The sequence below is a fragment of the Pseudomonas sp. BJa5 genome (genome assembly GCF_030272875.2).
In the GTDB taxonomy this organism is placed as follows: Bacteria; Pseudomonadota; Gammaproteobacteria; order Pseudomonadales; family Pseudomonadaceae; genus Aquipseudomonas.
Genome location: NZ_JALRNG020000013.1, coordinates 94,286 through 119,389, shown reverse-complemented (window position 1 = coordinate 119,389; position 25,104 = coordinate 94,286). Strand labels below are relative to the sequence as shown.

Sequence of the window (25,104 nt, the reverse complement as noted above, 5' to 3'; positions counted from 1 at the left end):
CCCCGGAGGGCGCCGGAGCGAGGGGACCCGGAGCGCAGCGTAGGGCCGGATGCAGGAGCGAGCGGTTTTGGTTCCTTTTGCCAAGACAAAAGGGACCCGCCGTAAAGGCGGAAGGGGCCGCCAGCGTCGCTGCATGGAATGGATAAGCTCGCCACCTCGACACCCAAGCCCAAGCCCCAGCCCCAGCCCAAGGATCGTAGCCCCTGTATTCCGTGAAGAACCTTTTTTATTGGCGTGCCGCTACCCGTTGTAGCCGCTGCCGCCAGGCTGCGATCGACTGCGCAGCAGTCGCAATCGGGGTAATGCGTAGTGACAGGTATTGCGGCCGCTTTGCGGCCGATCGCAGCCTGGCGACAGCGGCTACAGGGTTGTGTTCAGCTATCAGTCGCATCCTTGTCCCGCGCATGGCTGGCCAGGCGCTCCAGTGCCGCTTTCAGCTTCGGATCGCTGATGCCCTCGGCTGCGGCCTGGATGCTCTCGGCGGCGCGCGTGGACAGGTCGATGGTGTGCCCGGCCGCACGGCTCTGGGTGGTCGGTGGCTGCACCTTGAACAGGATCCGGGTTAGGTTGGCGAACACCTCCAGGGTCTGTAGCTGGCGCTGCAGGCGTTTTTGCTGGTAACGCAGGCGGGTGGCCCAGTGACCGTTGGTGACGATCAGCAGCAGGGTGCCTTCACGCCAGGAGGCGATATGGCAATGCTCGCGCGCAGCCGGCTGCAGCTGGCTGTCGAGCAGCTTCTGCAATTGCGCCAGGCGCTGGGCCTGGCTGAACAGGGCTTTGAGCGGCCGGGCTTCGCGCAACAGTACGGCGGGCGCACGGGCCGGCAGGGGGCGAAAAGCCATGGGAGGACACCTGAAGTTACAGAACCGCCATCTTATCAGATCCCCCGATGCGCGCCTTGAACCCGGTCAACGGAAAAACTTCATGTTGTGAATGGGTTGAAGTTGCGCAAAAAGCCCTTATTGTAAAAAAGCCCCGTCAAAGCGCGTGCCAGCATCGTGGAAATCCGCCACTTTCCTCACCACCGTTTCCGGGTAGAATGCTCGTTCGCATGCGGCCATAAGGGCTGCACGGGCGACTCACGGGGCCGCCCTCCATCCCTATGTGTGGAAGATCCTGCCGATATGTTTGCGCCTTTGTTAAAAAAACTTTTTGGAAGCAAGAACGAGCGTGAGGTCAAGCGCCTGCTCAAGGCGGTGCAGACCGTCAATGCCTTCGAAGAGAAGATGGTCGCCCTCTCGGACGAACAGCTGCGGGGCAAGACCGCAGAGTTCAAAGAGCGCCTGGCCAAAGGCGAGACCCTCGACCAGTTGCTGCCGGAGGCCTTCGCCGTCGCGCGCGAGGCCGGCAAGCGGGTCATGGGCATGCGCCACTTCGATGTCCAGCTGATCGGTGGCATGGCCTTGCACGAAGGCACTATCGCAGAAATGCGTACCGGTGAAGGCAAGACCTTGGTCGCAACCCTGGGCGTGTACCTCAATGCCTTGTCGGGCAAGGGTGTGCACGTGGTCACGGTGAACGACTACCTGGCCCGCCGCGACGCCAACTGGATGCGTCCGCTGTATGAGTTCCTCGGCCTGACCGTTGGCGTCGTCACGCCATTCCAGCCGCCGGAAGAAAAGCGCGCCGCCTATGCCGCCGACATCACCTACGGCACCAACAACGAATTCGGTTTCGACTACCTGCGCGACAACATGGCGTTCAGCCTGGAAGAGAAATTCCAGCGCGAGCTGAATTTCGCCGTGATCGACGAAGTCGACTCCATCCTGATCGACGAAGCGCGGACCCCGCTGATCATCTCCGGCCAGGCCGAAGACAGCTCCAAGCTGTACATCGAGATCAACAAGCTGATCCCGCGCCTCAAGCAGCACATCGAGGAAGTCGAAGGCGAAGTCACCCAGGAAGGTCACTTCAAGATCGACGAGAAGAGCCGCCAGGTCGAGCTCAACGAAGCCGGTCACCAGTTCATCGAAGAGATGCTCGCCCAGATCGGCCTGCTGGCCGAAGGCGAGAGCCTCTACTCGGCGCATAACCTGAGCCTGCTGACCCACGTCTACGCCGGCCTGCGTGCGCACAAGCTGTTCCACCGCAACGTCGAGTACATCGTCCAGGACGGCCAGATCCTGCTGATCGACGAGCACACCGGTCGTACCATGCCGGGCCGTCGCCTGTCCGAAGGCCTGCACCAGGCCATCGAGGCCAAGGAAAACCTGAACATCCAGGCCGAAAGCCAGACCCTGGCGTCGACCACCTTCCAGAACTACTTCCGCCTGTACAGCAAGCTGTCCGGCATGACCGGTACCGCCGATACCGAGGCCTTCGAGTTCGCCCAGATCTATAACCTCAACGTTATGGTCATCCCGCCGAACAAGCCGCTGGCGCGCAAGGACTTCAACGACCTGGTCTACCTGACCGCCGACGAGAAGTACGCGGCGATCATTGCCGACATCAAGGAAAGCATGGCCCAGGGCCGTCCGGTGCTGGTGGGTACTGCCACCATCGAGACTTCCGAGCACATGTCCAACCTGCTCAAGAAGGAAGGCATCGATCACAAGGTACTGAACGCCAAGTACCACGAGAAGGAAGCCGAGATCATCGCCCAGGCCGGTCGCCCGGGTGCGCTGACCATCGCCACCAACATGGCCGGTCGTGGTACCGACATCCTCCTGGGCGGTAACTGGGAAGTCGAAGTCGCCGCCATGGACAACCCGACCCCTGAGCAGATTGCCCAGATCAAGGCCGACTGGCAGAAGCGTCACCAGCAGGTGATCGAGTCGGGTGGCCTGCACGTGATCGCCTCCGAGCGCCACGAGTCCCGTCGTATCGACAACCAGCTGCGTGGTCGTGCCGGCCGCCAGGGCGACCCGGGTTCCAGCCGTTTCTACCTGTCGCTGGAAGACAGCCTGATGCGCATCTTCGCCTCCGACCGGGTGAAGAACTTCATGAAGGCCCTGGGCATGCAGTCCGGCGAGGCCATCGAGCACCGCATGGTGACCAACGCCATCGAAAAAGCCCAGCGCAAGGTCGAAGGTCGCAACTTCGACATCCGCAAGCAATTGCTCGAATTCGACGACGTGGCCAACGAGCAGCGTAAAGTCATCTACCACATGCGTAACAGCCTGCTGGCAGCCGACAACATTGGCGACACCATCGCCGACTTCCGCCAGGAAGTGCTCGACGCCACCGTCGCCCAGCACATCCCGCCGCAATCGCTGCCCGAGCAGTGGGACGTGGCCGGCCTGGAAGCGGCCCTGGCCAGCGATTTCGGGGTCAAACTGCCGATCCAGCAATGGCTCGACGAAGACGACCACCTGTACGAAGAAACCCTGCGCGAGAAGCTCATGGCCGAGCTGCTGGCGGCCTACAACGAGAAGGAAGAGCAAGCCAGTGCCGAAGCGCTGCGCACCTTCGAGAAGCAGATCCTGCTGCGCGTGCTGGACGACCTGTGGAAAGACCACCTGTCGACCATGGACCACCTGCGTCACGGTATCCACCTGCGCGGCTACGCGCAGAAGAACCCGAAGCAGGAGTACAAGCGCGAGTCGTTCAACCTGTTCCAGGAGCTGCTCGACTCGATCAAGCGCGACACCATCCGCGTGCTCTCGCACGTCCAGGTTCGCCGCGAAGATCCGGCCGAAGAAGAAGCCCGCCTGCGCCAGGAAGCCGAAGCCCTGGCCCAGCGCATGCAGTTCCAGCACGCTGAGGCCCCGGGCCTGGATGGCAGCCAGCTGCAGGAAGAGGGCGCCGACGTCGCCGTGGCGGCAGCGCCGGTACGCAACGAACAGAAGCTGGGCCGCAACGAACCATGCTGGTGTGGTTCGGGCAAGAAGTTCAAGCACTGCCACGGGCAGATCGAGTAACGGTCAGTCGTTACGGCAGTAAACACAGGGGCCGCCTGGCGGCCCATCGCGGCACAAGGCCGCTCCCACCGTAATCGCAGTGGGAGCGGCCTTGCGCTTCATCACCCCTTATACAGGCTGTTTATCTAGGAGCGCTTTCATGGCTGTTGGTCTTGGCCCTTTGCCAACGTTGCACCCGGTTCCAGGTTTTGAACTCGGCATCGCCTCTGCGGGTATCAAGCGCCCGGGGCGCAAGGACGTGGTCGTGATGCGCTGCGCCGAAGGCTCCAGCGTTTCCGGCGTGTTCACCCTCAATGCCTTCTGCGCAGCGCCGGTCATCCTGGCCAAGCAGCGCGTGCAGGGCACCGTGCGTTACCTGTTGACCAACACCGGCAATGCCAACGCCGGCACCGGCGCCCCGGGCCTGGCCGCAGCCGAGCGCACCTGCGCCAAGCTTGCCGAGCTGACTGGCGTCGAGGCCAGCGCCGTGCTGCCATTCTCCACCGGCGTGATCGGTGAGCCGCTGCCGGTCGAGAAGATCGAAGGCGCCCTGCAGGCGGCCCTGGACGACCTGTCGGAAAACAACTGGGCCGCTGCCGCCACCGGCATCATGACCACCGACACCCTGCCCAAGGGTGCCAGCCGTCAGTTCCAGTACGAAGGCGTGACCATTACCGTCACCGGCATCAGCAAAGGCGCCGGCATGATCCGTCCGAACATGGCCACCATGCTCGGCTACATCGCCACCGACGCCAAGGTCGCCCCTGCGGTGCTCAAGGACCTGATGCTCGACGGCGCCAACAAGTCGTTCAACCGCATCACCATCGACGGCGACACCTCGACCAACGACTGCTGCATGCTGATCGCTACCGGCAAGGCGAATGTCGCTGAAGTCACCGAAGCGCGCGGCCCGCTGTTCGACGCGTTGAAAAAGGCGGTCTTCGAAGTGTGCATGGAAGTGGCCCAGGCCATCGTCCGTGACGGCGAAGGCGCGACCAAGTTCGTCACCGTCGAAGTCAACGGCGGCGGCAACCACCAGGAGTGCCTGGACGTCGGCTACGCCGTGGCCCACTCGCCGCTGATCAAGACTGCGCTGTTCGCCTCCGACCCGAACTGGGGCCGGATCCTGGCGGCCGTCGGCCGTGCCGGCGTGCCGGAGCTGGATGTCAGCCTGATCGACGTGTACCTGGGTGACGTGTGCATCGCCAGCAAGGGCGGCCGCAGCGCTACCTACACCGAAGCCCAGGGCGCGGCGGTGATGGCCCAGGAAGAGATCACCATCCGTATCGAGCTGGGCCGTGGCCAGTGCAGCGAAACCATCTGGACCACCGACCTGTCCCACGAGTACGTGAAGATCAACGCCGAATACCGGACGTAATATCATCACGTGACAAGCCCGCCCCATGTGGGAGCGGGCTTGCCCCGCGATCGCTTCCCCGCCAAAACCTGACGGAGCCGAACCATGAGTTACCATCTGATCATCGGCGACAAGCTGTATTCCTCCTGGTCGCTACGCGGCGCCCTGGCCCTGGAACTGGCCGGTGTCCGCTATGAAGAAACCCTGATCAAACTCAACCAGCCCGACACCCGCGCACGTATCCTCGAACACTCGCCGACCGGCAAGGTACCGCTGCTCAAGTGCGAGCACGGCGTCATCGCCGACTCCCTGGCCATTGCCGAGTACCTCAACGAACGCCATCCCGAGGCCAATCTCTGGCCCACCGACATCGCTGCCCGCGCCCAGGCGCGTTCGGCCTGTGCGCAGATGCACAGCGGCTTTTTCGCCCTGCGCGGCAACATGCCGTTCGACCTGTCCCGTGACCAGGCGTTGGAAAACATGCCACTGGACGTGCAGGTCGATATCGACCGCATCATCGCCCTATGGGCCGAATGCCGCCTGGCCGCCAAGGAGGCCGGTCCATTCCTGTTTGGCACGCCAAGCCTGGCGGACGCCTTCTTCGCCCCTGTCGCCGTGCGCCTGCGCACCTACCGGGTAGAGGTGCCCGCCGAAGCGGCCGCCTACATCGAGACCATCTACCAGTGGCCAGCCTTCCAGGCCTGGCAGAAGGCGGGTCTTGCGGAGCGTGAAGGGTGAAGCGCGTTCATGTAGCCGCCGCGGTCATTCGCGGTGCGGACGGTCGCATCCTGATTGCCCGTCGTGCCGATACCCAGCACCAGGGTGGCCTCTGGGAATTTCCCGGTGGCAAGGTCGAGGAGGGCGAAGCGGTACAGGTCGCCTTGTCCCGCGAGCTGAACGAAGAGCTGGGTATCGTCGTGACCGCTGCGCGGCCGTTGATCACCATCAAGCACGACTACCCCGACAAGCAGGTGCTGCTCGATGTCTGGGAAGTCAGTGGCTTCACCGGTGAGCCTCATGGTGCCGAGGGCCAGCCCCTGGCCTGGGTCACCGCGCGGGAACTGCCACAGTACGAGTTTCCCGAAGCCAACCGGCCGATCGTGGCGGCAGCCCGCCTGCCGGGCGAGTACCTGATCACTCCGGATGGCCTGGAGACGCCGCATCTGCTGCGTGGCATGCAGAAGGCCATTGCCGGCGGGATCAAGCTGATCCAGTTGCGTGCGCCGAACATGTACGACCCCAAGTACCGCGATGTGGCGGTGGATGCCGTGGGGCTGTGCGCGGGCAAGGCGCAACTGATGCTCAAGGGGCCGCTGGAGTGGCTGGGTGATTTTCCGTCGGCGGGTTGGCACCTGACTTCCGAGCAGTTGCGCAAGTACGCGAGTAAGGGTCGTCCGTTCCCGACGGCGCGCTGGCTGGCGGCGTCCTGCCACAATGCCGAGGAACTGGCTCTGGCCGAGCAGATGGGCGTGGATTTCGTCACCCTGTCGCCGGTACAGGCGACCCAGACCCATCCCGAAGCCGTGCCGTTGGGCTGGGAGCAGGCGCAACGCCTGATCGAGGGCTTCAGCAAGCCTGTCTACCTGCTGGGCGGTGTGGGCGCCGCTGAACGCGAGAAGGCCTGGCAGCATGGGGCCCAGGGCGTGGCGGGGATCCGAGCGTTCTGGCCGCAGCTGTGAAACCATCGCGGGGCAAGCCCGCTCCTACAGGGCAAATACCTGTAGGAGCGGGCTTGCCCCGCGATGCGCTATTCAGGGTTTAGCTGCAGCCTGCCACAGCACCTCGGCCACCCCCTGGCGCCGCCCGATCAGGCGCGCCGCCACGAACAGCAGATCCGACAAGCGGTTGATATACGCCAGGCCCACCCCGGCCAACGGCTCGACTCCGTTCAACTGCTGACAGCGCCGCTCGGCGCTGCGCGCCAGGCTGCGGCAGACATGGGCCTGGGCGATCAATGCCGAACCACTGGGCAGGATGAAATTCTCCAGCGGCCCCAGTTCCTCGTTCCAGCGATCGATCGCCGCTTCCAGGCGTTCCACTTCAGTGGCATTCAGCGCCTGGTAACTGGGCATCGCCAGCTCGCCACCGAGGTCGAACAGGCGGTGCTGGCACGGCGCCAGAACCTCGATCACTTCGTCCAGCCCTTGCTCGGCCAGTCCCGCCAGCAGCAAACCCAACTGACTGTTGAGGCTATCGACCTCGCCAATGGCCTCGATCCGCGGATGATCCTTGGGCACCCGGCGCCCGTCGCCCAGGCCTGTTTCGCCCTTGTCGCCGGTGCGGGTGTAGATCTTCGACAGGCGAAAACCCATGTTCATGACTCCATTTTGTGGGGCTCGACCTCAGCCGGCGCGGTATTGGCCAGGGGCAGGCGCAAGGTGAAGCAGGTGCCCTGGCCGGGTGCCGACTGCACTTCCATCTGGCCCTTGTGGTTGTTGGTGATAATGAAGTACGACACCGACAGGCCAAGGCCGGTGCCCTGGCCGATTTCCTTGGTGGTGAAGAACGGCTCGAAGGTGCGCTTGCGTACCGCTTCGGGCATGCCGACACCGTTGTCTTCCACCTGGATCTCCGCCCAGGGTGGATTGAGCCGGGTACGCAGGATGATGCGGCCAGGCTCGCTGTCGTCTTCGCGCAGGTGAATGGCCTGGGCGGCGTTCTTCAGCAGGTTGAGCAGCACCTGCTCCAGCTCGTTGGCGGTGCAGGGCACCGGGCCCAGGTTGGGGTCGAACTGGCGGATGATGGCCTGACCCTTGAAGTCGAAGCCGATGGTCAGGTCGAAATCGTTGCCGGCGATTTCCACTGCCTGGTCGATCAGCGCCGGCAGGTCACAGGGTGCCAGCTGGCGGTTGCTGCGCCGGCTGAAGCTGAGCATGTGGGTGACGATCTTGGCCGCACGGGCACCGGCCTGCTGGATGCCATCGAGCAACTGCGGCACCTCGCGGCTTTCCAGGTAGCGATTGACCGCAGGCAGGTCGATGCCCACTTCGTCGGCCTGTTCCATGTTCCGGGCCAGGTCTGGTGACAGGCGTCGGCGAATGTTCTGCACGTTGTGCAGGATCGCCCCCAGCGGGTTGTTGATTTCATGGGCCATGCCGGCTGCCAGGCCACCGACCGAGAGCATCTTCTCCGACTGCACCATCATTTCTTCCAGGGACAGGCGCTGGGTGATGTCGTCGATGCGGATCACCACGCCGCGTCCGCCACCGCCCATCAGTGGGTAGAAGGTCAGGGCGTAGTGCCGGGCGTCGTCGTCCTTGGTCCAGGTGACCCGCTCGATCTTCGCCACCCGGTGTTTCTCGACGCTCTCCTTGAGCTGCGGCAGGAACGGCTTGAGCGGCTCGAAGGCGAGGAAGATCGGTTGGTTCAGCGCTTCGTCCAGCGGCGTGCCGGAGAGCACGCTGGCTTCCTGGTTCCACTGGGTGACGTAGAGCTGTTCGTCCAGGGCGATCAGCGCCGAGGGCATGGAGTCGATGATGCTGTTGAGGTAGTTCTGGAAGCCCGTGAGCTTTTTCTCGATCTTGCTGCGCACCTGGACTTCCAGCTCCAGCTTGCGGTTGGTGTGGCGGGTTTCCTCGGCCAGGCCCTGGGCCTGGTCGTAGGCTTCCTGGAATTCGTCGCGGGTGCGCTTGAGCTGCTGCTCGCGGGCTTCGATGCGCGACAGCATGGTGTTGAAGGCCTCGGCCAGGCTGCCGATTTCGTCATCGTTGCCGCGCTTGGCGCGCAGGGCGTAGTTCTCTTCGCGGGTCACCTGGCGCGACAGTTCTTCGAGCTGGTAGATCGGCTGGGTGATCAGGCGCTTGATCTGCCGGGCGATGATCATCCACAGCAAGATACTGAACACCAGGATGCCCAGGCTGGCGGTGAGGGTGCCGGTGTAGAAGGCCACAGGCAACTCGCTGCTGGCCACCAGCAACAGGTAGCCCGGAGGCCCGCCCGGGCGTGGCAGCTGGGTCAGCTGGGTGCTGCGAAACTCGGTCAGGCGCCAGTTCTCGATGTTGCGATAGCGTTTGGGCAGGGGCAGCACTTCGCCGTGCTGCAACTGCGCCAGCAGCTTGCCGTCGCCGCCGTAGACGGCAGCGGCGCGCAAGGGGGTGTAGCTGTCCAGCTCCTTGAGCAGGGCCTTGGCGGCCTCGGGCGAGTCCGCGGCCTGGGTGGACAGTTGCGGGTTGGCCACCAGTCGGCCGATGGTCTGCAGGGCCTGGGGCGCCATGCTCTCCTGGGAGATCCAGTAGGCGGCGCTGATGAAAGTCAGGTTGGCCACCAGCAGGATGGTGATCAACAGCACCAGCAGGGCGGCCAGCAGTTTCTGGCCAACCGGCAGGTTCTCCAGGCGTTCGCGCAGCGTCATGTGAAAGCCAGATCCCGGTCTGTAGGTGAAAGGGCAGGGTAACGCTGCGCTCAGTCGCTGGGCAATCCGCGCGCGTTCAGGTGTTCGACCAGGCGCCGGTAGAGCCGCTCCAGGTGCGGCAGCTCGCGGCCATGACGGCTGGCGACGCGGCAAGCATGGCCGAGCAGGTAGTGGATCTCGGTACGACGGCCCTGGCGAACATCCTGGTACATGGAAGAGTAGTTGGCGGCCGTGGCCTTGATTACCCGCTCCACTTCTTCGCCCAGGCCTTCGGCGGCTTCGGGCTGACCGCAGTACTGCAGCAACTCGGCGAGTTCGGCGCAGAGGGTCGCCACTTCGCAGTGATGCGCCTGCAGGCCGCCGTTCTGGCACTCATGCAGCACCGTCAGGGGATTGATGGCGCAGTTGAGCGCCAGCTTGCGCCACAGGCGGGTGAGGATATCCGGGGTCCACTCGTGGGGAATGCCGGCGTCGGCCAGCTCGTCGAGCCATTCGGGGGCCAGCGGGTTGGCCGGATCGCCCAGCCAGTTGAAGCCGTGGCCGGCGAAATTGACCCGCCAGTCGGCTTCGCGAAACGCACCTTCGGTGCTGGAGGCGAAGATGCAGCGGGCATGGGGCACCCGGTTGGCGACCTCGTCCTGGCTGCCCAGGCCGTTCTGCAGCAGGATCAGCTCGGCGCCGTGGGCCAGGCGCGGCGCCAGTTGTGCCACCGCCTGCTCGGCATCGTAGGCCTTGCAGGCCACCAGCAGGCGATGAATGGGCGTGTTGTCCTCTGCGGTTTGCGCCGGAATGGCGTGCAATTGCGCCTGCCCGTGTTCGACCAGGGTCAGGCCGCCGGCCGCCTCGTAGGCCGCAAGGCGCGGCGCATCGCGCAGGATCAGGCGGACCGCTTTGCCGGCACGGGCCAGACGGCAGGCCCAGAGGCTGCCCAGACTCCCCGCGCCGAGAATATGCCAGGTGCTGCTCATCAGCGTTTCGCAACCGTTATAATGAGCCGGCATTTTAACCGTCAAACCCGACGCGCTCCATCACGCTCTGCAATCAGGGCCGTGAGCGCGCATTTATTTTCTGGAGAATCGTTATGCCGTCGTTCGACGTGGTATCGGAACTGGACAAGCACGAAGTCACCAACGCCGTTGAGAACGCCGTGAAGGAACTGGACCGCCGCTATGACCTCAAGGGCAAGGGCAGCTTCGAGTTCAAGGAGAAGGAGCTCACCGTCAACCTGACCGCCGAAGCCGAGTTCCAGCTCGAGGCGATGATCGAGATCCTCAAGCTGGCCCTGGTCAAGCGCAAGATCGACGTGCAGTGCCTGGAGGTCAAGGACGCCTACGCATCGGGCAAGGTGATGAAGCAGGAAGCCGTGCTCAAGGAAGGCATCGACAAGGAACTGGCGAAGAAGATCGTGGCCCACATCAAGGACGCCAAGCTCAAGGTCCAGGCCGCCATCCAGGGCGAGCAGGTGCGTGTCACCGGCAAGAAGCGCGACGACCTGCAGGAAGCCATCGCCGCCCTGCGCGCCCGCGAGTTCGGCATGCCGCTGCAGTTCAACAATTTCCGCGACTAAGCCCACCGTTCAGGGAACCTTGGCGCCGAATCGGCGTCCGAGGTCCTTAGGGCCGCTGAAACGATTGCGGCAGGGATTTCAAGCTTCATTGCCGCTCGGCATCAGGAGAACATTATGGATTTCAACGCTGAGGTCGACCAACTGGTCAAGACTTCGCAAACCTGGCTCCCGTTGATCATGGAGTACAGCAGCCGTCTGTTGTTGGCGCTGGTGACCCTGGCCATCGGCTGGTGGCTGATCAACAAGGTGACCTACCGCCTGGGCAAACTGCTTGCCCTGCGCAACGCCGACCTTGCGCTGCAAGGTTTTATCAGCAGCCTGGCGAACATCGTCCTGAAGATCCTGCTGATTGTCAGTGTCGCCTCGATGATCGGTATCGAGACTACCTCGTTCGTCGCCGCCATCGGTGCCGCGGGCCTGGCCATCGGCCTGGCCTTGCAGGGCAGCCTGGCGAACTTCGCCGGCGGGGTGCTGATCCTGCTGTTCCGTCCGTTCCGCATCGGCGACTGGATCGAAGCCCAGGGTGTCGCCGGCACCGTGGACAGCATCCAGATCTTCCACACCGTGCTGCGTACCGGTGACAACAAGACCGTGATCATGCCCAACGGCAGCCTGTCCAACGGCATCATCACCAACACCAACCGCCAGCCGACCCGCAAGGTGGTGTTCGATGTCGGCGTCGACTATGACGCCGACCTGCAGAAGGCCCGTGGCGTACTGCTGGAGCTGGCCCAGGACCCACGCGTGCTCAAGGACCCGGCGCCGCAGGCAGTGATTTCCACCCTGGGCGACAGCTCGATCACCGTGTCGCTGCGCATCTGGGTCAACACGGCCGACTACTGGGACGTGCTGTTCATGCTCAACGAGCATGCCCGTGACCGCCTCAAGGCCGAGGGCATCGACATTCCCTTCCCGCAGCGGGTGATCCGCATGGTGCAGGAAACGGCGGTGCAGTAAGTACCGGCCGTGATCGCGGGGCAAGCCCGCTCCCACAACTGCGTGTGGGAGCGGGCTTGCCCCGCGATGCTTCTACGGTCATTACACTTGTTCACGTCTTCACGCTACCTGCGCCCCGGTCTTTCTGGCATATAAGCTGGCTCACTTTTGTTTGTCCGGTCTTGCCATGCTTACCCCCCTGATCTACATCACGCCCCTGCGCGCCTTGTGCTTCGCCTTGTGCCTGGCGTTGTTCGAACTGCTGACCTACCTCGCCAGCGATGCGGTGATGCCCGCCATGCCGGTGGTGGTCGGTGATCTGCGCGCCAGCCCCGAATTCATCCCCCACGCCCTGAACCTGTACCTGCTCGGCGGTGTGCTGCTGCAATGGCTGATCGGCCCGCTGGCCGACCGCTATGGTCGCCGGCCATTGTTGCTGGGGGGCTGTGCGTTTTTCTGCATCGCCTGCCTGGCGACCTTCTGGGTCGAGAGCATCGAACTGTTCAACCTGCTGCGCCTTTTGCAGGGCATCGGCCTGGGCTTTGTGGTGACCGTCAGCTACCCGGCCTTGAACGAGGCGTTCAGCGAGGCCGACGCGGTGCGCATGATGGCCCTGCTGGCCAATATCGCGCTGCTTTCGCCGCTGCTGGGGCCGTTGGTGGGCACCTTGCTGCTGGAGTGGGTGTCGTGGCGCTGGTTGTTCGTGATTTTCGGCGTCTGTGCGGTGCTGGCCTGGCTGGCGTTGTACCGCTTCATGCCGGAAACCCTGGGGGTGGAGCGTCGCGACGGTTCGCGCCTGGCCTTCCAGCCCATCCAGCTGCGGCCGTTGCTGGCCGGCTACGGCCAGTTGCTCGGCAACCGTCGCTTCGTCGCCGGCAGCGCTGCCCTGGGCCTGGTCGGCCTGCCGTTGATCGGCTGGATCGGCCTGTCGCCGGTGCTGTTGATCCACGATGAAGGCCTGAGCACCCTGGACTATGCACTGTGGCAGTTGCCGGTGTTCGGCGGGTTGATCCTGGGCAACCTGATCATCAACCGCATCGCCGATCGCTACCCGCTCAAGAGCCTGGTGCGACGGGCGCTGTGGCCGTATCTGGCGGGGCTGCTGGGGATGATGCTGGCTACCTGGCTGGTGCCGGGCGTGCCGAGCCTGGTGGCGGGGCTTTCGGTCTATGCCCTGGGCCTGGGTATCGCCAATGCGGTGCTGTACCGCATGACGCTGTTCGCCAGCGAACAGAGCAAGGGGCTGGTTTCGGCGATGCTGGGCATGATCACCATTGCCTTGCTGGGCCTGGGCGGGGCGTTGCTGGCGATGCTCGGTGCCGGCGCCAGCCTGCTGAGCTTCGCGTTGGCTGCAGGCATTGCCGGGATTTCGGCGCTGTGGCCGCTGAGGGTGGTTCTGGGCGCTTCCGGCGAACAGGCCGAGGCTTTGCCGGGATAAACCCGGCAATCGCCTCAGGCGGCCTCAGGGGCGCTGTTCGGCAACCGGGTTGTCGGCTGGCAGCTGTTTGCCCTTGCCCTGCTCCTGGCGCCAGTGCAGGGCGATCAGGATCAGGGTCGGCACGCCGAGCAGGGCGGTGATCAGGAAGAAGTCGTGGTAGCCGAACTTCTCCACCATCACCCCCGAGTAGCCGCCGATCAGGCGTGGCAACAGCAGCATGATCGAACTGAGCAGGGCGTACTGGGTGGCGGAGAACTTCAGGTTGGTCAGGCTCGACAGGTACGCCACGAACGCCGAGGTGGCCAGGCCCGAGCTGAAGTTGTCCAGGGAGATGGTCAGCACCAGCATCTGCAGGTTGGGGCCCATGTCGGCCAGCATCAGGAACAGGATGTTGGTCGCCGCCGAAGCCGCGCCGCCGATGAACAGGATCGGCAGGATACCGAAGCGCACGATCAGCAGGCCGCCCATGCCGGCGCCGACCAGGGTCATGATCAGGCCGAAGATCTTGCTGACGCTGGCGATCTGGTCCTTGGTGAAGCCCTGGTCGATGTAGAACACGTTGGCCATCACGCCCATCACCGTATCGGACATCCGGTAGGTGGCGATCAGGCCCAGCAGCAGCAAGGCCTGCCAGCGGTAGCGGTGAATGAAGTCGTTGACCGGTGTCAGCACCGGCGCCAGGCCGCGACGGCCCAGGGACGACAGGCACAGCGAGGTCAGGGTGATATAGAGGATCGCCCGCAGGAAAGCGCGGTCTTCGAGCAGCAGGTCGAGCAGGCTTGCGCCTTCGAACAGCACGCTGGCGAAATCGGTGTTGTACAGCTGGGTGAACATGGCCGGTACCGAGACCAGCAGGATGATCAGCACGAACACCGATGCCAGTTGATGCATCAGGCCGTAGCGGGCCGCCGACAGCTGGGTACGCAGGGGGACGGGCGGTTCGCGCATCAAGAGGGTGGTGATCAGCGCCGGCAGCATCATGATGCCGAACAGCACATAGGTACCGGTCCAGGCTTTGTGCAGGTAACTGAAGCCGGTGGAACCGAAGCCTTCGGCGAAGAACAGCGCACCGGCGGTGGCCAGCAGCGCGGCGACCCGGTAGCCGGCCATGTAGCTGGCGGCCAGGGCTGCCTGGCGCTGGTCGTCGGCGATTTCCAGGCGGTAGGCGTCGACGGCGATATCCTGGGTGGCCGAGGCAAAGGCCACCAGCACCGCCAGGGCAATCAGCCACGACAGATGCTTTTGCGGGTCGCAAAAGCCCATGCCGATCAGGCCAATCACCACCAGAATCTGTGAGAGCGCAAGCCAGGAGCGGCGGCGACCGAGCTTGCCGAGCAGTGGCAGGCGCCATTGGTCGAGCAGTGGCGACCAGACCCACTTGAAGGCATAGGCCAGGCCGATCAGGCTGGCATAACCAATGGTTTCGCGAGCGACTCCGGCTTCGCGCAACCACACCGACAGGGTCGAGAACACCAACATATAGGGCAGGCCGGCGGCAAAGCCGAGCAGCAACAGCACCAGGGTGGACGGGCTGGCATAGGCAGCAAGCGCAGCGCGCCAGGTTTTACGGGGCATGGGCCAACATCTGCCTCAAGTTTACGAAAACAAAGCGCGCACTCTAACCGCTGTGCTCCGTTGGGCGCCAGCCATGGCGCAACATATCCACACGATTATTGTGCAGTGTGACCCCTTCTGCCCGCAGTCGTGCACGCTGCTCGTCGCCTGACGGGGTGCCCAGGGCCAGGCTCAGTCGACCACCGGCAGCCAGTACCCGATGCCAGGGCAGGCGGGTGTCGGCCGGCAACTGGCTCAGGGTACGCCCGACCCAGCGCGCCGCGCGCCCCAGGCCGGCCAGCTCGGCCAGCTGGCCATAGCTGACCACCTTGCCGGGCGGCACTTGGTCGAGCACCAGATAGAGCGCCATTCGTCGGGCTTGCGGGTCGTCCGTCGGGTCACCAGGTACCGGGCTCATCGCGGTGCTCCGGGGAGAGGCCGGTAAACAGGCGTGTCCAGCGGCCAAACAGGAATTGAACTCATTGGCATCGGGTCGGTCAGTCCTTGCTCCACGGTCGGGTATCTGGATAATGCCCGACTTTTTTCGCGAACCAGAGTCCGTTTTTGCTTATGTTTTCCAGAGTCTTGCTGTTCCTTGCTGCCGTTGTTGCCTGCGCCCCGGCCATCGCTGATACCGTGTGGATGAAGAACGGCGACCGGCTCAGCGGCAAGATCTCGGTGTTCGATGGCGGCAAGCTGCTGCTGCAGACCACCTATGGGGGCACCATCGCGCTGGACTGGAAACAGGTCAAGACCCTGGAAAGCGACCAGGAGCTTCTGGTCAAGCAGGATGCCTACACCGGCGAAAAAGCCAAGGCATTGCATGCCGCCGAGGATGGCAAGGTCACCCTGGCCAATGGCGATGCGCCCAAGACCGTGGACCTGGCCAGTATCCAGCAGATCATGAAGCCCAAGCCTGTGGTCGAGGACTTCTCGTGGAAGGGCAATGTCGACCTGGCCCTGGACTACAAGCGTGCCGAGACCGACAGCGATGACTATGACATCGACTTCAAGACCTCGGCCCGCCATGGCCGCTGGCGCCACCAGGCCGAAGGCGAGTACAACCGCGAAAGCAAGAACGACGTCACCACCACCAACAACTGGAGCGCCGAGTACGCCCTGGACCGATTCATCACCGAGAAATGGTTCTGGCAAGGCCGCCTGGAGGTCAAGCGCGACCATATCGAAGACCTGGCGCGCCAGCGCACCGTGGGTACCGGCCCGGGCTATCAGTTCTGGGACGATGAACTGGGCGCGTTCTCCCTGGGTTCGCTGCTCAACCGCACCGACTATGAATATGCCGACGGCGGCAAGGACAACTTCTATTCCCTGGGCATGAAGTGGGACTACAACCGCTACCTGATGGGCAAGCGCGTGCAGTTCTTCACCAATGGCGAAGTCGGCAAGCCGCTGGGCGGGGTGGCCGACTATGCCCTGGATGCCGAGATGGGCCTGCGCTACAAAGTCACCGAGTGGGCCTCGCTCAACCTCAAGGCCGAGAAGGACATCATCCGCGGCACCCGCGAGAGCGACCTGGACAAGACCCGCTACACCGCAGGCTTTGGTGTGACCTGGTAAGCGCGCTGGCAACCCTCGGCGATACTGATTATTTTGTCGGTTAATCACCTGGTCGCCTGATCCCTGCGGCCAGCCCTCCGCTATCGTCGAGTCGGGAGTCACACAGTGAGCACCAAAACCGCCCAGCAGGCCCGCGAGCTGCTGCTCAAGGAATACCGTGGGGTCCTGTCGACCCATTCCAAGTCGATGCCGGGCTTCCCGTTCGGCTCGGTGGTGCCTTATTGCCTGGATGCCGAGGGCAACCCGCTGATCCTGATCAGCCGCATAGCCCAGCACACCCATAACCTGCAGAAGGACCCCAAGTGCTCGCTGCTGGTCGGCGAGCGCGACGCCGAGGATGTGCAGGCGGTCGGTCGCCTCACCGTGCTGGCCGAGGCGCATCGGCTCGAAGCGCCCGAGGCCGTGGCGGCCGCGGCCGAGCGCTATTACCGCTACTTCCCCGACTCGAGCAATTACCACAAGGCCCATGATTTTGACTTCTGGGTGCTCAAGCCGGTGCGCCACCGCTACATCGGCGGCTTTGGCGCGATCCACTGGATCGACCACCTGAACCTGCCCAATCCCTTTGCCGGCCAGGCCGAGGCGAGCATGATCGAGCACATGAACAGCGATCATGCCAACGCCATCGAACACTACGTCGAGCTCAGCGGCCTGCCACGCGGTGCGGCAGCGCAGATGGTCGGCATCGACAGCGAAGGCATGCACCTGCGCATTGGCCAGGGCCTGCACTGGTTGCCGTTCGGCGCGCCTTGCAATACGCCGATACAAGTGCGCGAAGCCCTGGTATTTCTGGCCCGCGCCGATCAATGGCCGGATCGTTCATACTCCGAGGCTTGAAATAGCGACCGACCGCAACCATTAAAGGTCTACTGCAAGGTCATCTTGCGTAGAGGATCCTTTGATGCGTGCTTTTCTACTGCTGTTTCTGATTTTTCCGGTGCTGGAGCTGTATGTGTTCTTCAAGGTCAGCTCCGCGATCGGCTTCTTTCCGGCGCTGCTGCTGATCATCGCCGGCTCCGCCCTGGGTGTGCTGGTGGTGCGGGTGGCGGGCCTGGCCACCGCCTTGCGCGCGCGTGAAAGCCTGCAGCGTGGCGAACTGCCCGCCGAAGACATGTTCCAGGGCCTGATGCTGGCGCTCGGTGGTGGCCTGCTGCTGCTGCCGGGTTTCATCAGTGACGTCATCGGCCTGGTCTGCCTGCTGCCATTCACCCGCCGCCTGCTCGGGCGCAAGATGCGTGAGCGTGCCGAGGCCCAGGCCATGCGCCAGCGCGCCTTCGCCGACGACCCGTTCATGGCCCGTCCGGGCAGTGCCGGCAGCCAGTCGCGCCAGCCCGATGTGATCGAAGGTGAGTACGAGCACCACGAGCCACGTGAGCCTCGCGATCCTCGCCTGCATTAAGCGTTGCCAATACCTGTAGAAACGGCCCCGGAAGGGGCCGTTTTGCTTTGTCCGGGGCTATCGCTAAAAAATTTAACGACCAAGCCTTGTAATTGCCCTTGGCGACCTCATGTATGGGTCACCGCAAGGTTTCTGGTGGCTTGCCCCAGACTTTACATGGGTGGTTCGCCTTCGCGGGCCACGAGCGGCAACGCCGCAAGCATCAACCCGCCGGTGTCGATACCGGCCGATGAAAACCACAATTAGGAGAGATCGACAATGAAGCTTCGTCCTCTGCATGACCGCGTCGTTATCCGTCGCAGCGAAGAAGAATCGAAAACCGCTGGCGGTATCGTTCTGCCAGGTTCGGCCGCTGAAAAACCTAACCGTGGCGAAGTCGTCGCTGTAGGTACCGGTCGCATCCTGGACAACGGTGAAGTGCGTGCGCTGGCCGTGAAAGTGGGTGACAAGGTGGTTTTCGGCCCTTACTCGGGCAGCAACACTGTGAAAGTTGACGGCGAAGACCTGCTGGTAATGGCTGAGAACGAGATTCTCGCTGTTATCGAAGGCTGATTCCGCTGGTTTCCCGTTACTCCAAAGTATTCAAGGATTAAACGATCATGGCTGCTAAAGACGTAAAATTCGGCGATTCCGCCCGTAAGAAAATGCTGGTTGGCGTCAACGTTCTGGCTGACGCGGTAAAAGCGACCCTGGGCCCGAAAGGCCGTAACGTTGTCCTGGCCAAGAGCTTCGGCGCTCCAACCATCACCAAAGACGGTGTTTCGGTTGCCAAGGAAATCGAGCTGAAAGACGCTTTCGAAAACATGGGCGCCCAGCTGGTCAAGGAAGTTGCTTCCAAGGCCAACGACGCTGCCGGTGACGGCACCACCACCGCTACCGTCCTGGCTCAGGCCATCGTCAACGAAGGCCTGAAAGCCGTCGCTGCCGGCATGAACCCGATGGACCTCAAGCGCGGCATCGACAAGGCCACTGCTGCCGTCGTCGCCGAGCTGAAAAACCTGTCCAAGCCATGCGCCGACTCCAAGGCCATCGCCCAGGTAGGCACCATCTCCGCCAACTCCGACAACTCCATCGGTGACATCATCGCCGAAGCCATGGAAAAAGTCGGTAAAGAAGGCGTGATCACCGTTGAAGAAGGCTCGGGCCTGGAAAACGAACTGTCGGTCGTAGAAGGCATGCAGTTCGACCGTGGCTACCTGTCGCCTTACTTCGTCAACAAGCCGGACACCATGGTTGCCGAGCTGGATGGCCCGCTGCTGCTGCTGGTTGACAAGAAGATCTCCAACATTCGCGAACTGCTGCCAGTTCTGGAAGCCGTTGCCAAGGCCGGCCGTCCGCTGCTGATCGTGGCTGAAGACGTCGAAGGCGAAGCGCTGGCGACCCTGGTCGTCAACAACATGCGCGGCATCGTCAAGGTTGCTGCGGTCAAGGCACCTGGCTTCGGCGACCGCCGCAAGGCCATGCTGCAGGACATCGCCGTCCTGACCGGCGGTACCGTGATCTCCGAAGAAATCGGCCTGAGCCTGGAGTCCGCTACCCTGGAGCACCTGGGTAACGCCAAGCGTGTAATCCTGTCCAAGGAAAACACCACCATCATCGACGGCGCTGGCGCCGACGCCGAGATCGAAGCACGCGTCAAGCAGATCCGTGCCCAGATCGAAGAGACTTCCTCGGACTACGACCGTGAGAAGCTGCAAGAGCGCCTGGCCAAGCTGGCTGGCGGTGTTGCCGTGATCAAGGTCGGTGCCGGCACCGAAGTTGAAATGAAAGAGAAGAAAGCCCGCGTTGAAGACGCCCTGCACGCTACCCGCGCAGCCGTCGAAGAAGGCGTGGTGCCTGGCGGTGGTGTTGCCCTGGTGCGTGCACTGAACGCCATTGCCGACCTCAAAGGCGACAACGAAGAGCAGAACGTCGGTATCGCCCTGCTGCGTCGCGCCGTTGAAGCGCCACTGCGTCAGATCGTTGCCAACGCCGGCGACGAGCCAAGCGTTGTGGCCGACAAGGTCAAGCAAGGTTCGGGCAACTTCGGTTACAACGCTGCTACCGGCGAGTACGGCGACATGATCGAAATGGGCATCCTGGACCCAGCCAAGGTCACCCGTTCGGCACTGCAAGCTGCCGCTTCGATCGGTGGCCTGATGATCACCACCGAAGCCATGATCGCTGACGCTCCAGTGGAAGCTTCCGCTGCCGGCGGCATGCCAGACATGGGCGGCATGGGTGGTATGGGCGGCATGGGCGGCATGATGTAAGCCAGCCTTGTCCGCTTGAGAAAAAGCCCCGCCTAGTGCGGGGCTTTTTTTTTGCCTATGTGGGAGCGGGCTTGCCCCGCGATCGGCCACCAGGGCAGTCGTGTTTCAGACTGCAGCAGATGTACGGGCTGTGCTGGCCTCATCGCTAGGCAAGTCGAGTCGTCGCACCGCCGCTCCTACAGGTTTGCGGTACAACACCCCGTAGTAACAACCCAGGCTGATCAACCAGCAGAACACCGCCGTCCACACGTTGTGGGAAAAGAAATGCGCGCCTTGCAGCATGCGTCCCACCGAAAACACCATACCCAGGCCGAACGCAAACAGCAGGGCGGCACGGGCCAGGCGCGGGCGACGATCACGCAGGGCGAAGAACAGGGCGAACAAGGTAAAACCGGTGGCCGCATGGCCACCAGGCCAGCAACGCCCTGGTTTGTCGGTCGCCGGGCGCGGGCTCAGCAGTTCGCTGTAGGTTTCCTTGCCGCCAAACTCCTGAAGGCTCCAGGGGCATTGCACCGCGGTGACCGCCTTGAGCGGGGTGACGAAGCTGGTGGAAATCGCCATGGCCATGACCAGATACCCCAGCTCCCGGCGCCAGTTCTTCAGGCGTTGCCAGAAGAAGCTGGAAGCGAATGCCACAATAGCGCCCAGGCCAAGCACGATCACCGCCTGTTTGGCGCGATCATGCAGGATATCTTCGAGGAAATAGCTGTGGCGACCAATGAACTGGCCGGCCACCGGATCGAACATCAACCTGGCCAGGTCCATGTCCAGCGAGGTGAGCTCGAGCAGAATCAGGGTCAGGGCAGTCAGCGCGGGGATACCCAGGGCAACCCAGAGGTTGAGCGGGCGGGAGGTGGAAGGTAAAGGCATGGCAGGTCCAGACTGGTCGATGGGCGGTTGCGACCGGCGATTTTCGACCAGGCGCCATCGCTTGTCCGTGAAGCTCGGGTGAAAAAAACGTTAACCTGCAATAAAGCGGCGCTGGCCTAGCCGTGCGCGGTCGATGGCCGTAAGCTGCGCCTGCCAAGCAGGCAAAAGCCCTGGACAGGAGAACTCCATGCGAATCCTACTGGTTGAAGACAACCGCGATATCCTCGCCAACCTGGCCGACTACCTGGGCCTGAAGGGCTACACGGTGGACTGCGCCCAGGACGGCCTGTCGGGGCTGCACCTGGCCGCCACCGAGCATTACGACCTGATCGTGCTCGACATCATGCTCCCGGGCATCGACGGCTATACCCTGTGCAAACGCCTGCGTGAGGACGCCCGGCGGGATACCCCGGTGATCATGCTCACCGCCCGCGACCAGCTCGATGACCGCCTGCAGGGCTTTCGTTCCGGTGCCGACGACTACCTGCTCAAGCCCTTTGCCCTGTCGGAACTGGCGGCGCGCATCGAGGCGGTGCTGCGTCGTGCCCAGGGCGGTGGACGGCGCACCTTGCAAGTCAGCGACCTGAGCTACGACCTCGATACCCTCGAAGTGACCCGCGACGGCAAGATGCTCAAGCTCAACCCGGTCGGCTTGAAGCTGCTGGCGGTATTGATGCAGAAGAGCCCCCACGTGTTGCGCCGCGAAGTGCTTGAAGAGGCGCTCTGGGGTGACGATTGCCCCGACAGCGACAGTCTGCGCAGTCATGTGCACCAGCTGCGCCAGGTGATCGACAAGCCGTTCGACAAACCCCTGCTGCATACCGTCCACGGCGTCGGCTACCGCCTGGCCGAGGGCCGCGATGGAGTTTAAGCAGAGCCTTGCCCAGCGGATCATCATCGCCTTTGCCTTGATGAGCGCGCTGGTGGCCGGCGCTTTCGCGTTCGGCATCGTCGCCACCGTGCACCTGGTGGAGGAGCGCCTGATTTCGGCGGTACTGGGCGGCGACCTACAGCGCCTGCTGCGCATGGACAGCGTCAGCGACTGGAGCCATCGCCCGCGACCGGACCAGTTGTTCTATTACAGCGGCGGGCGCGACGATTTCGAATTGCCCAAGGACTTGCGCCACCTGACACCGGGCTTCCATGAGGTGTTTCGCGAGCAGCTGTCCTACCACGCCATGGTCGAGGTGGTGGATGGGCGGCGCTATGTCCTGCTGCAGGACCAGAGTGACTTCGAAGAGCGCGAGCGGGTGCTGTTCGCGATCGTGGTAGTGGGTTTCGTCCTCAGCCTGGCCTTGGCGGTGTTCCTCGGCTGGGTGCTGGCGCGAAGGGTAATGGCGCCGGTGATCCGCCTGGCCCGTCAGGTGCGACATCGCGACCAGTTACTGGGCCTGGCGCCGCCCCTGGCACCGGACTACGCCGACGACGAGGTCGGCCAGCTGGCCGTGGCCTTCGACGATACCCTCGGGCGCCTGCGCGATGCCCTGACCCGCGAGCGCCTGTTCACCAGTGATGTCAGCCATGAATTGCGCACACCCTTGATGGTCCTGGCCAGTTCCTGCGAGCTGTTGCTGGTTAACCCGAACATCGATACCCGCGCCCGTGCCCAGGTCGAACGTATTGCCAGGGCCACCGAGGAGATGCAGGAACTGGTCAAGACCTTCCTGATGCTGGCCCGTGCCCAACGCGACCAGGGCGCAGTGGCATCGCGGGCGACCATGAAGGAAGTGGCCGACGATCTGATCAGCGTCTGGCGTGACACCATCGAGCAGAAGGGCCTGACCTTGATCTACCAACCAGGGGCGGGTTCGAGGACGCTTTACAACGCCACCTTCCTGCAGGCGGTGATGGGCAACCTGCTGCGTAACGCAGCACACTACACCGACTACGGGTTCATCCGCCTGACCCTGGAGCCGGCCGGTTTCCTGGTCGAGGACAGTGGCGTGGGCATTCCCGAAGAGCAGCGCGAAGCCATGTTCCGACCGTTCGTACGCGGTGACGAACGCCGTGGTGAAGGCCTTGGCCTGGGCTTGTCACTGGTGCAGCGAATCTGCGACGACCAGGGCTGGACAGTCGGCCTGACGGCCATGGTGCCCCATGGCTGTCGCTTCCACGTCGACCTCACCCATGGCCCGGAATGCCTGCCAGAACCGGAGTGAAGGCCAGGGGAGGCCTTCCGCTCTGGTAATGTCTTGTAACGTTAAATCCCGTACTAACAAATTTTTCACATTTGTATGACCTGACGCCAACGATCGCCTCCTTATCGTGGGGGGATTGGAGTCAGGAGATGCACCATGCGTAGCCCCATCAAACTCGAATTTTCCGAAAAGTACGACCAGCAGCACGCCCAGGAATACTTCCTCAAGCACCAGGACGGGATGTCCCGTCGCCTGTCGCACCAGCGCGACGAACAACTCGCCCGCCGTGCCCTGGCGCTGGTCGGCGAGCCAGGACTGGTGCTGGACCTGCCTTGTGGCGCCGGTCGCTTCTGGCCCTTGCTGGCCGAAAAACCCAACCGGGTGATCATCGGCGCGGACAACTCCGAGGCCATGCTGGAAACCGCCACCAAATCCCAGCCGGCGCATATCGTCGAGCGGGTACGGACCTTGCAAACTTCTGCCTTTGCCATCGATCTGCCTGATAACTCGGTAGACAGTATTTTCTGCATGCGCCTGATGCACCATATTGGCGATGCGGCACACCGCAAGACACTTCTTTCGGAATTTCAACGAGTTACGCGCGATAGCGTTATCCTGTCGCTGTGGGTGGATGGCAACTTCAAGGCATGGCGGCGCAAGAAGCTCGAACAACGCCGTTTTGAGAAAACCGGAGAAGTCGGTTACCAGAATCGCTTTGTGTTACCGGCTGCAACGGTCGAGGAAGAATTCCAGGCTGCCGGTTTCCGGATTCAGGAACGATTGGACTTCTTGCCGTTCTATGCCATGTGGCGAGTATACGTATTGCGTAAGGGGTAGCAGGGCATGGCGGTAGCGCGCGAAGGATCAGCAACGGGAAACAGCCGGTTCGATCATTTCTGGCAGCAGCAGGGTGAATGGGTTGAAGAGCCCAACCAGCGTCGAGGCGGGGAAAGCGGAGTACAGCGACTGAGCGATGAAAGCGGTCAGTTGCTCTACTCCAAGCGCCAGATCGGCCATATCTACCGCAGCTTCCTGCATCCGTTCGGGCGCCCGACGGTGTTGCGTGAATATGATGCACTGAACAGCTTCGAACAACTCGGGGTGCGGGTGCCCCATATCGTTTACTGCGGGGTCGAACGCGATGCCGACCACCAGTGGCGCGCCCTGTTGGTCAGCAAGGCCCTGGACGGCTTCGTCGACTGCGACAGCTGGTACGCCGATGGCGCACGGGAACGCTACAGTGCGGTACTGCACGAGCGGATGCTGGAAGACCTGGCCCAAAACCTGGCGCGCATGCACCGCGGTCACTGGCAACACGGTTGCCTGTACGGCAAACACGTGTTCATCAAGGTGATTGGTGAAGGCGATGAAGCCCGGGCCGAAGTAGCCCTGCTGGACCTGGAAAAGTGTCGGCGGCGCATCAGCTGCCAGCGGGCGGCCGCCAACGACCTGAAGCAATTGCGCCGCCATTCGTCATTCAATGACGCGGAGTGGCAAAAGCTGCTCTATTTTTACAAGGTGGCGTTTGGCAGCGCTGTCAAAGGTTTAGAGTAATGAAACTAGAAATCGCTCGAGGTCTGTTTCTGATTCTGGCACTGGCAGTCGCTACAGCGGCGGCCGCTGCCTGGGAAGAACCACGCCCGCAAGTACTGAGCAAGGTTGATTCTGCTGCCCAGTGCCCTCCACCGCGGGTAGTGAAGAGCCAGACAACGGCCACGCCCGACCAGGACCTGTTGCTGTTCCTGTTCGGCATGAGCCAGGGTCTGCGCCCTCAGAGCTGATGTTCAAGCGTCGGTAACGCCAGAAGGCCTCGTTGAAAACGAGG

At 63.1% G+C, this 25,104-nt stretch carries 24 protein-coding genes; 17 read left to right on the top strand and 7 right to left on the bottom strand.

Annotation, left to right across the window (positions count from 1 at the left end; translation table 11 throughout):
- Positions 1-374 precede the first annotated feature (374 nt).
- A complete protein-coding gene (locus M2D63_RS10255; protein WP_285862765.1) occupies positions 375-842 on the bottom strand; it encodes a DUF721 domain-containing protein in 468 nt (155 codons plus the stop codon).
- A gap of 282 nt (positions 843-1,124) precedes the next feature.
- Here M2D63_RS10255 and secA point away from each other — a divergent pair, with 282 nt between their 5' ends.
- The 4 genes from secA to M2D63_RS10235 all read left to right on the top strand — a co-directional run bounded on the left by secA (position 1,125) and on the right by M2D63_RS10235 (position 6,875).
- Entirely contained in the window at positions 1,125-3,860 is a 2,736-nt protein-coding gene (secA, locus tag M2D63_RS10250; RefSeq protein ID WP_285862764.1) for a preprotein translocase subunit SecA, read from the top strand.
- A gap of 139 nt (positions 3,861-3,999) precedes the next feature.
- Complete coding sequence (argJ, locus tag M2D63_RS10245) at positions 4,000-5,217, top strand: bifunctional glutamate N-acetyltransferase/amino-acid acetyltransferase ArgJ (RefSeq protein WP_285862763.1); 1,218 nt, start codon at positions 4,000-4,002, stop codon at positions 5,215-5,217.
- Between the two features lie 84 nt (positions 5,218-5,301).
- Positions 5,302-5,934 carry a glutathione S-transferase family protein gene (locus M2D63_RS10240; protein ID WP_285862762.1) on the top strand — a complete coding sequence of 211 codons (633 nt, stop codon included), beginning with the start codon at positions 5,302-5,304 and terminating at the stop codon, positions 5,932-5,934.
- A complete protein-coding gene (locus tag M2D63_RS10235) occupies positions 5,931-6,875 on the top strand; it encodes a Nudix family hydrolase (RefSeq protein ID WP_285862761.1) in 945 nt (314 codons plus the stop codon). Before M2D63_RS10240 ends, M2D63_RS10235 begins: the two co-directional genes overlap by 4 nt.
- 72 nt (positions 6,876-6,947) lie before the next feature.
- On the opposite strand, the gene M2D63_RS10230 is transcribed toward M2D63_RS10235, so the two are convergent.
- From M2D63_RS10230 to M2D63_RS10220, 3 genes are read right to left on the bottom strand one after another with little or no spacing between them, the layout of a single operon-like run.
- Positions 6,948-7,508, bottom strand: a complete 561-nt coding sequence (locus M2D63_RS10230) for a cob(I)yrinic acid a,c-diamide adenosyltransferase (RefSeq protein WP_285862760.1) — start codon at positions 7,506-7,508, stop codon at positions 6,948-6,950.
- Positions 7,509-7,510: 2 nt separating this feature from the next.
- On the bottom strand, positions 7,511-9,547 hold the full coding sequence (locus M2D63_RS10225) for an ATP-binding protein (RefSeq protein ID WP_285862759.1): 2,037 nt from the start codon (positions 9,545-9,547) through the stop codon (positions 7,511-7,513).
- A gap of 50 nt (positions 9,548-9,597) precedes the next feature.
- On the bottom strand, positions 9,598-10,515 hold the full coding sequence (locus tag M2D63_RS10220) for a putative 2-dehydropantoate 2-reductase (protein ID WP_285862758.1): 918 nt from the start codon (positions 10,513-10,515) through the stop codon (positions 9,598-9,600).
- A gap of 113 nt (positions 10,516-10,628) precedes the next feature.
- On the opposite strand from M2D63_RS10220, the gene M2D63_RS10215 reads away from it, so the two are divergent.
- From M2D63_RS10215 to M2D63_RS10205, 3 genes are all read left to right on the top strand, one after another.
- Complete coding sequence (locus M2D63_RS10215) at positions 10,629-11,114, top strand: YajQ family cyclic di-GMP-binding protein (RefSeq protein WP_285862757.1); 486 nt, start codon at positions 10,629-10,631, stop codon at positions 11,112-11,114.
- A gap of 114 nt (positions 11,115-11,228) precedes the next feature.
- A complete protein-coding gene (locus M2D63_RS10210; protein WP_285862756.1) occupies positions 11,229-12,071 on the top strand; it encodes a mechanosensitive ion channel family protein in 843 nt (280 codons plus the stop codon).
- 166 nt (positions 12,072-12,237) lie between these two features.
- Complete coding sequence (locus M2D63_RS10205) at positions 12,238-13,488, top strand: MFS transporter (RefSeq protein ID WP_285862755.1); 1,251 nt, start codon at positions 12,238-12,240, stop codon at positions 13,486-13,488.
- 24 nt (positions 13,489-13,512) lie between these two features.
- On the opposite strand, the gene M2D63_RS10200 is transcribed toward M2D63_RS10205, so the two are convergent.
- Both M2D63_RS10200 and M2D63_RS10195 read right to left on the bottom strand, forming a co-directional pair.
- Positions 13,513-15,063 carry an AmpG family muropeptide MFS transporter gene (locus M2D63_RS10200; protein ID WP_285862754.1) on the bottom strand — a complete coding sequence of 517 codons (1,551 nt, stop codon included), beginning with the start codon at positions 15,061-15,063 and terminating at the stop codon, positions 13,513-13,515.
- A 43-nt stretch (positions 15,064-15,106) separates the two neighbouring features.
- On the bottom strand, positions 15,107-15,460 hold the full coding sequence (locus M2D63_RS10195; protein ID WP_285862753.1) for an MGMT family protein: 354 nt from the start codon (positions 15,458-15,460) through the stop codon (positions 15,107-15,109).
- A 152-nt stretch (positions 15,461-15,612) separates the two neighbouring features.
- Here M2D63_RS10195 and M2D63_RS10190 point away from each other — a divergent pair, with 152 nt between their 5' ends.
- The 5 genes from M2D63_RS10190 (at position 15,613) to groL (ending at position 20,271) form a co-directional block, all read left to right on the top strand.
- On the top strand, positions 15,613-16,620 hold the full coding sequence (locus M2D63_RS10190; RefSeq protein ID WP_285862752.1) for a DUF481 domain-containing protein: 1,008 nt from the start codon (positions 15,613-15,615) through the stop codon (positions 16,618-16,620).
- A 105-nt stretch (positions 16,621-16,725) separates the two neighbouring features.
- Positions 16,726-17,457: a HugZ family protein gene (locus M2D63_RS10185; protein ID WP_285862751.1), complete on the top strand. Its 732-nt coding sequence runs from the start codon at positions 16,726-16,728 to the stop codon at positions 17,455-17,457.
- 64 nt (positions 17,458-17,521) lie between these two features.
- Positions 17,522-18,019 carry an FxsA family protein gene (locus M2D63_RS10180; RefSeq protein ID WP_285862750.1) on the top strand — a complete coding sequence of 166 codons (498 nt, stop codon included), beginning with the start codon at positions 17,522-17,524 and terminating at the stop codon, positions 18,017-18,019.
- A gap of 258 nt (positions 18,020-18,277) precedes the next feature.
- Positions 18,278-18,571, top strand: a complete 294-nt coding sequence (locus M2D63_RS10175; protein ID WP_003260750.1) for a co-chaperone GroES — start codon at positions 18,278-18,280, stop codon at positions 18,569-18,571.
- A gap of 47 nt (positions 18,572-18,618) precedes the next feature.
- The gene (gene groL, locus M2D63_RS10170) at positions 18,619-20,271 is read left to right on the top strand and encodes a chaperonin GroEL (RefSeq protein ID WP_285862749.1); all 1,653 of its coding nucleotides are present in this window, start codon (positions 18,619-18,621) and stop codon (positions 20,269-20,271) included.
- 105 nt (positions 20,272-20,376) lie between these two features.
- Here groL and M2D63_RS10165 read toward each other — a convergent pair whose 3' ends face one another.
- Entirely contained in the window at positions 20,377-21,141 is a 765-nt protein-coding gene (locus tag M2D63_RS10165) for a phosphatase PAP2 family protein (protein ID WP_285862748.1), read from the bottom strand.
- A 187-nt stretch (positions 21,142-21,328) separates the two neighbouring features.
- Between M2D63_RS10165 and colR the strand changes: the two genes are divergently transcribed.
- The 5 genes from colR (at position 21,329) to M2D63_RS10140 (ending at position 25,060) form a co-directional block, all read left to right on the top strand.
- Positions 21,329-22,012, top strand: coding sequence for a two-component system response regulator ColR (colR, locus tag M2D63_RS10160; RefSeq protein ID WP_285862747.1), 684 nt, complete (start codon positions 21,329-21,331; stop codon positions 22,010-22,012).
- Positions 22,002-23,300, top strand: coding sequence for a HAMP domain-containing sensor histidine kinase (locus M2D63_RS10155; RefSeq protein WP_285862746.1), 1,299 nt, complete (start codon positions 22,002-22,004; stop codon positions 23,298-23,300). Before colR ends, M2D63_RS10155 begins: the two co-directional genes overlap by 11 nt.
- A gap of 135 nt (positions 23,301-23,435) precedes the next feature.
- Entirely contained in the window at positions 23,436-24,116 is a 681-nt protein-coding gene (locus M2D63_RS10150; RefSeq protein ID WP_285862745.1) for a class I SAM-dependent methyltransferase, read from the top strand.
- Positions 24,117-24,122: 6 nt separating this feature from the next.
- Positions 24,123-24,833, top strand: coding sequence for a lipopolysaccharide kinase InaA family protein (locus tag M2D63_RS10145; RefSeq protein ID WP_285862744.1), 711 nt, complete (start codon positions 24,123-24,125; stop codon positions 24,831-24,833).
- The gene (locus tag M2D63_RS10140; protein WP_285862743.1) at positions 24,833-25,060 is read left to right on the top strand and encodes a hypothetical protein; all 228 of its coding nucleotides are present in this window, start codon (positions 24,833-24,835) and stop codon (positions 25,058-25,060) included. Before M2D63_RS10145 ends, M2D63_RS10140 begins: the two co-directional genes overlap by 1 nt.
- Positions 25,061-25,104: the final 44 nt, after the last annotated feature.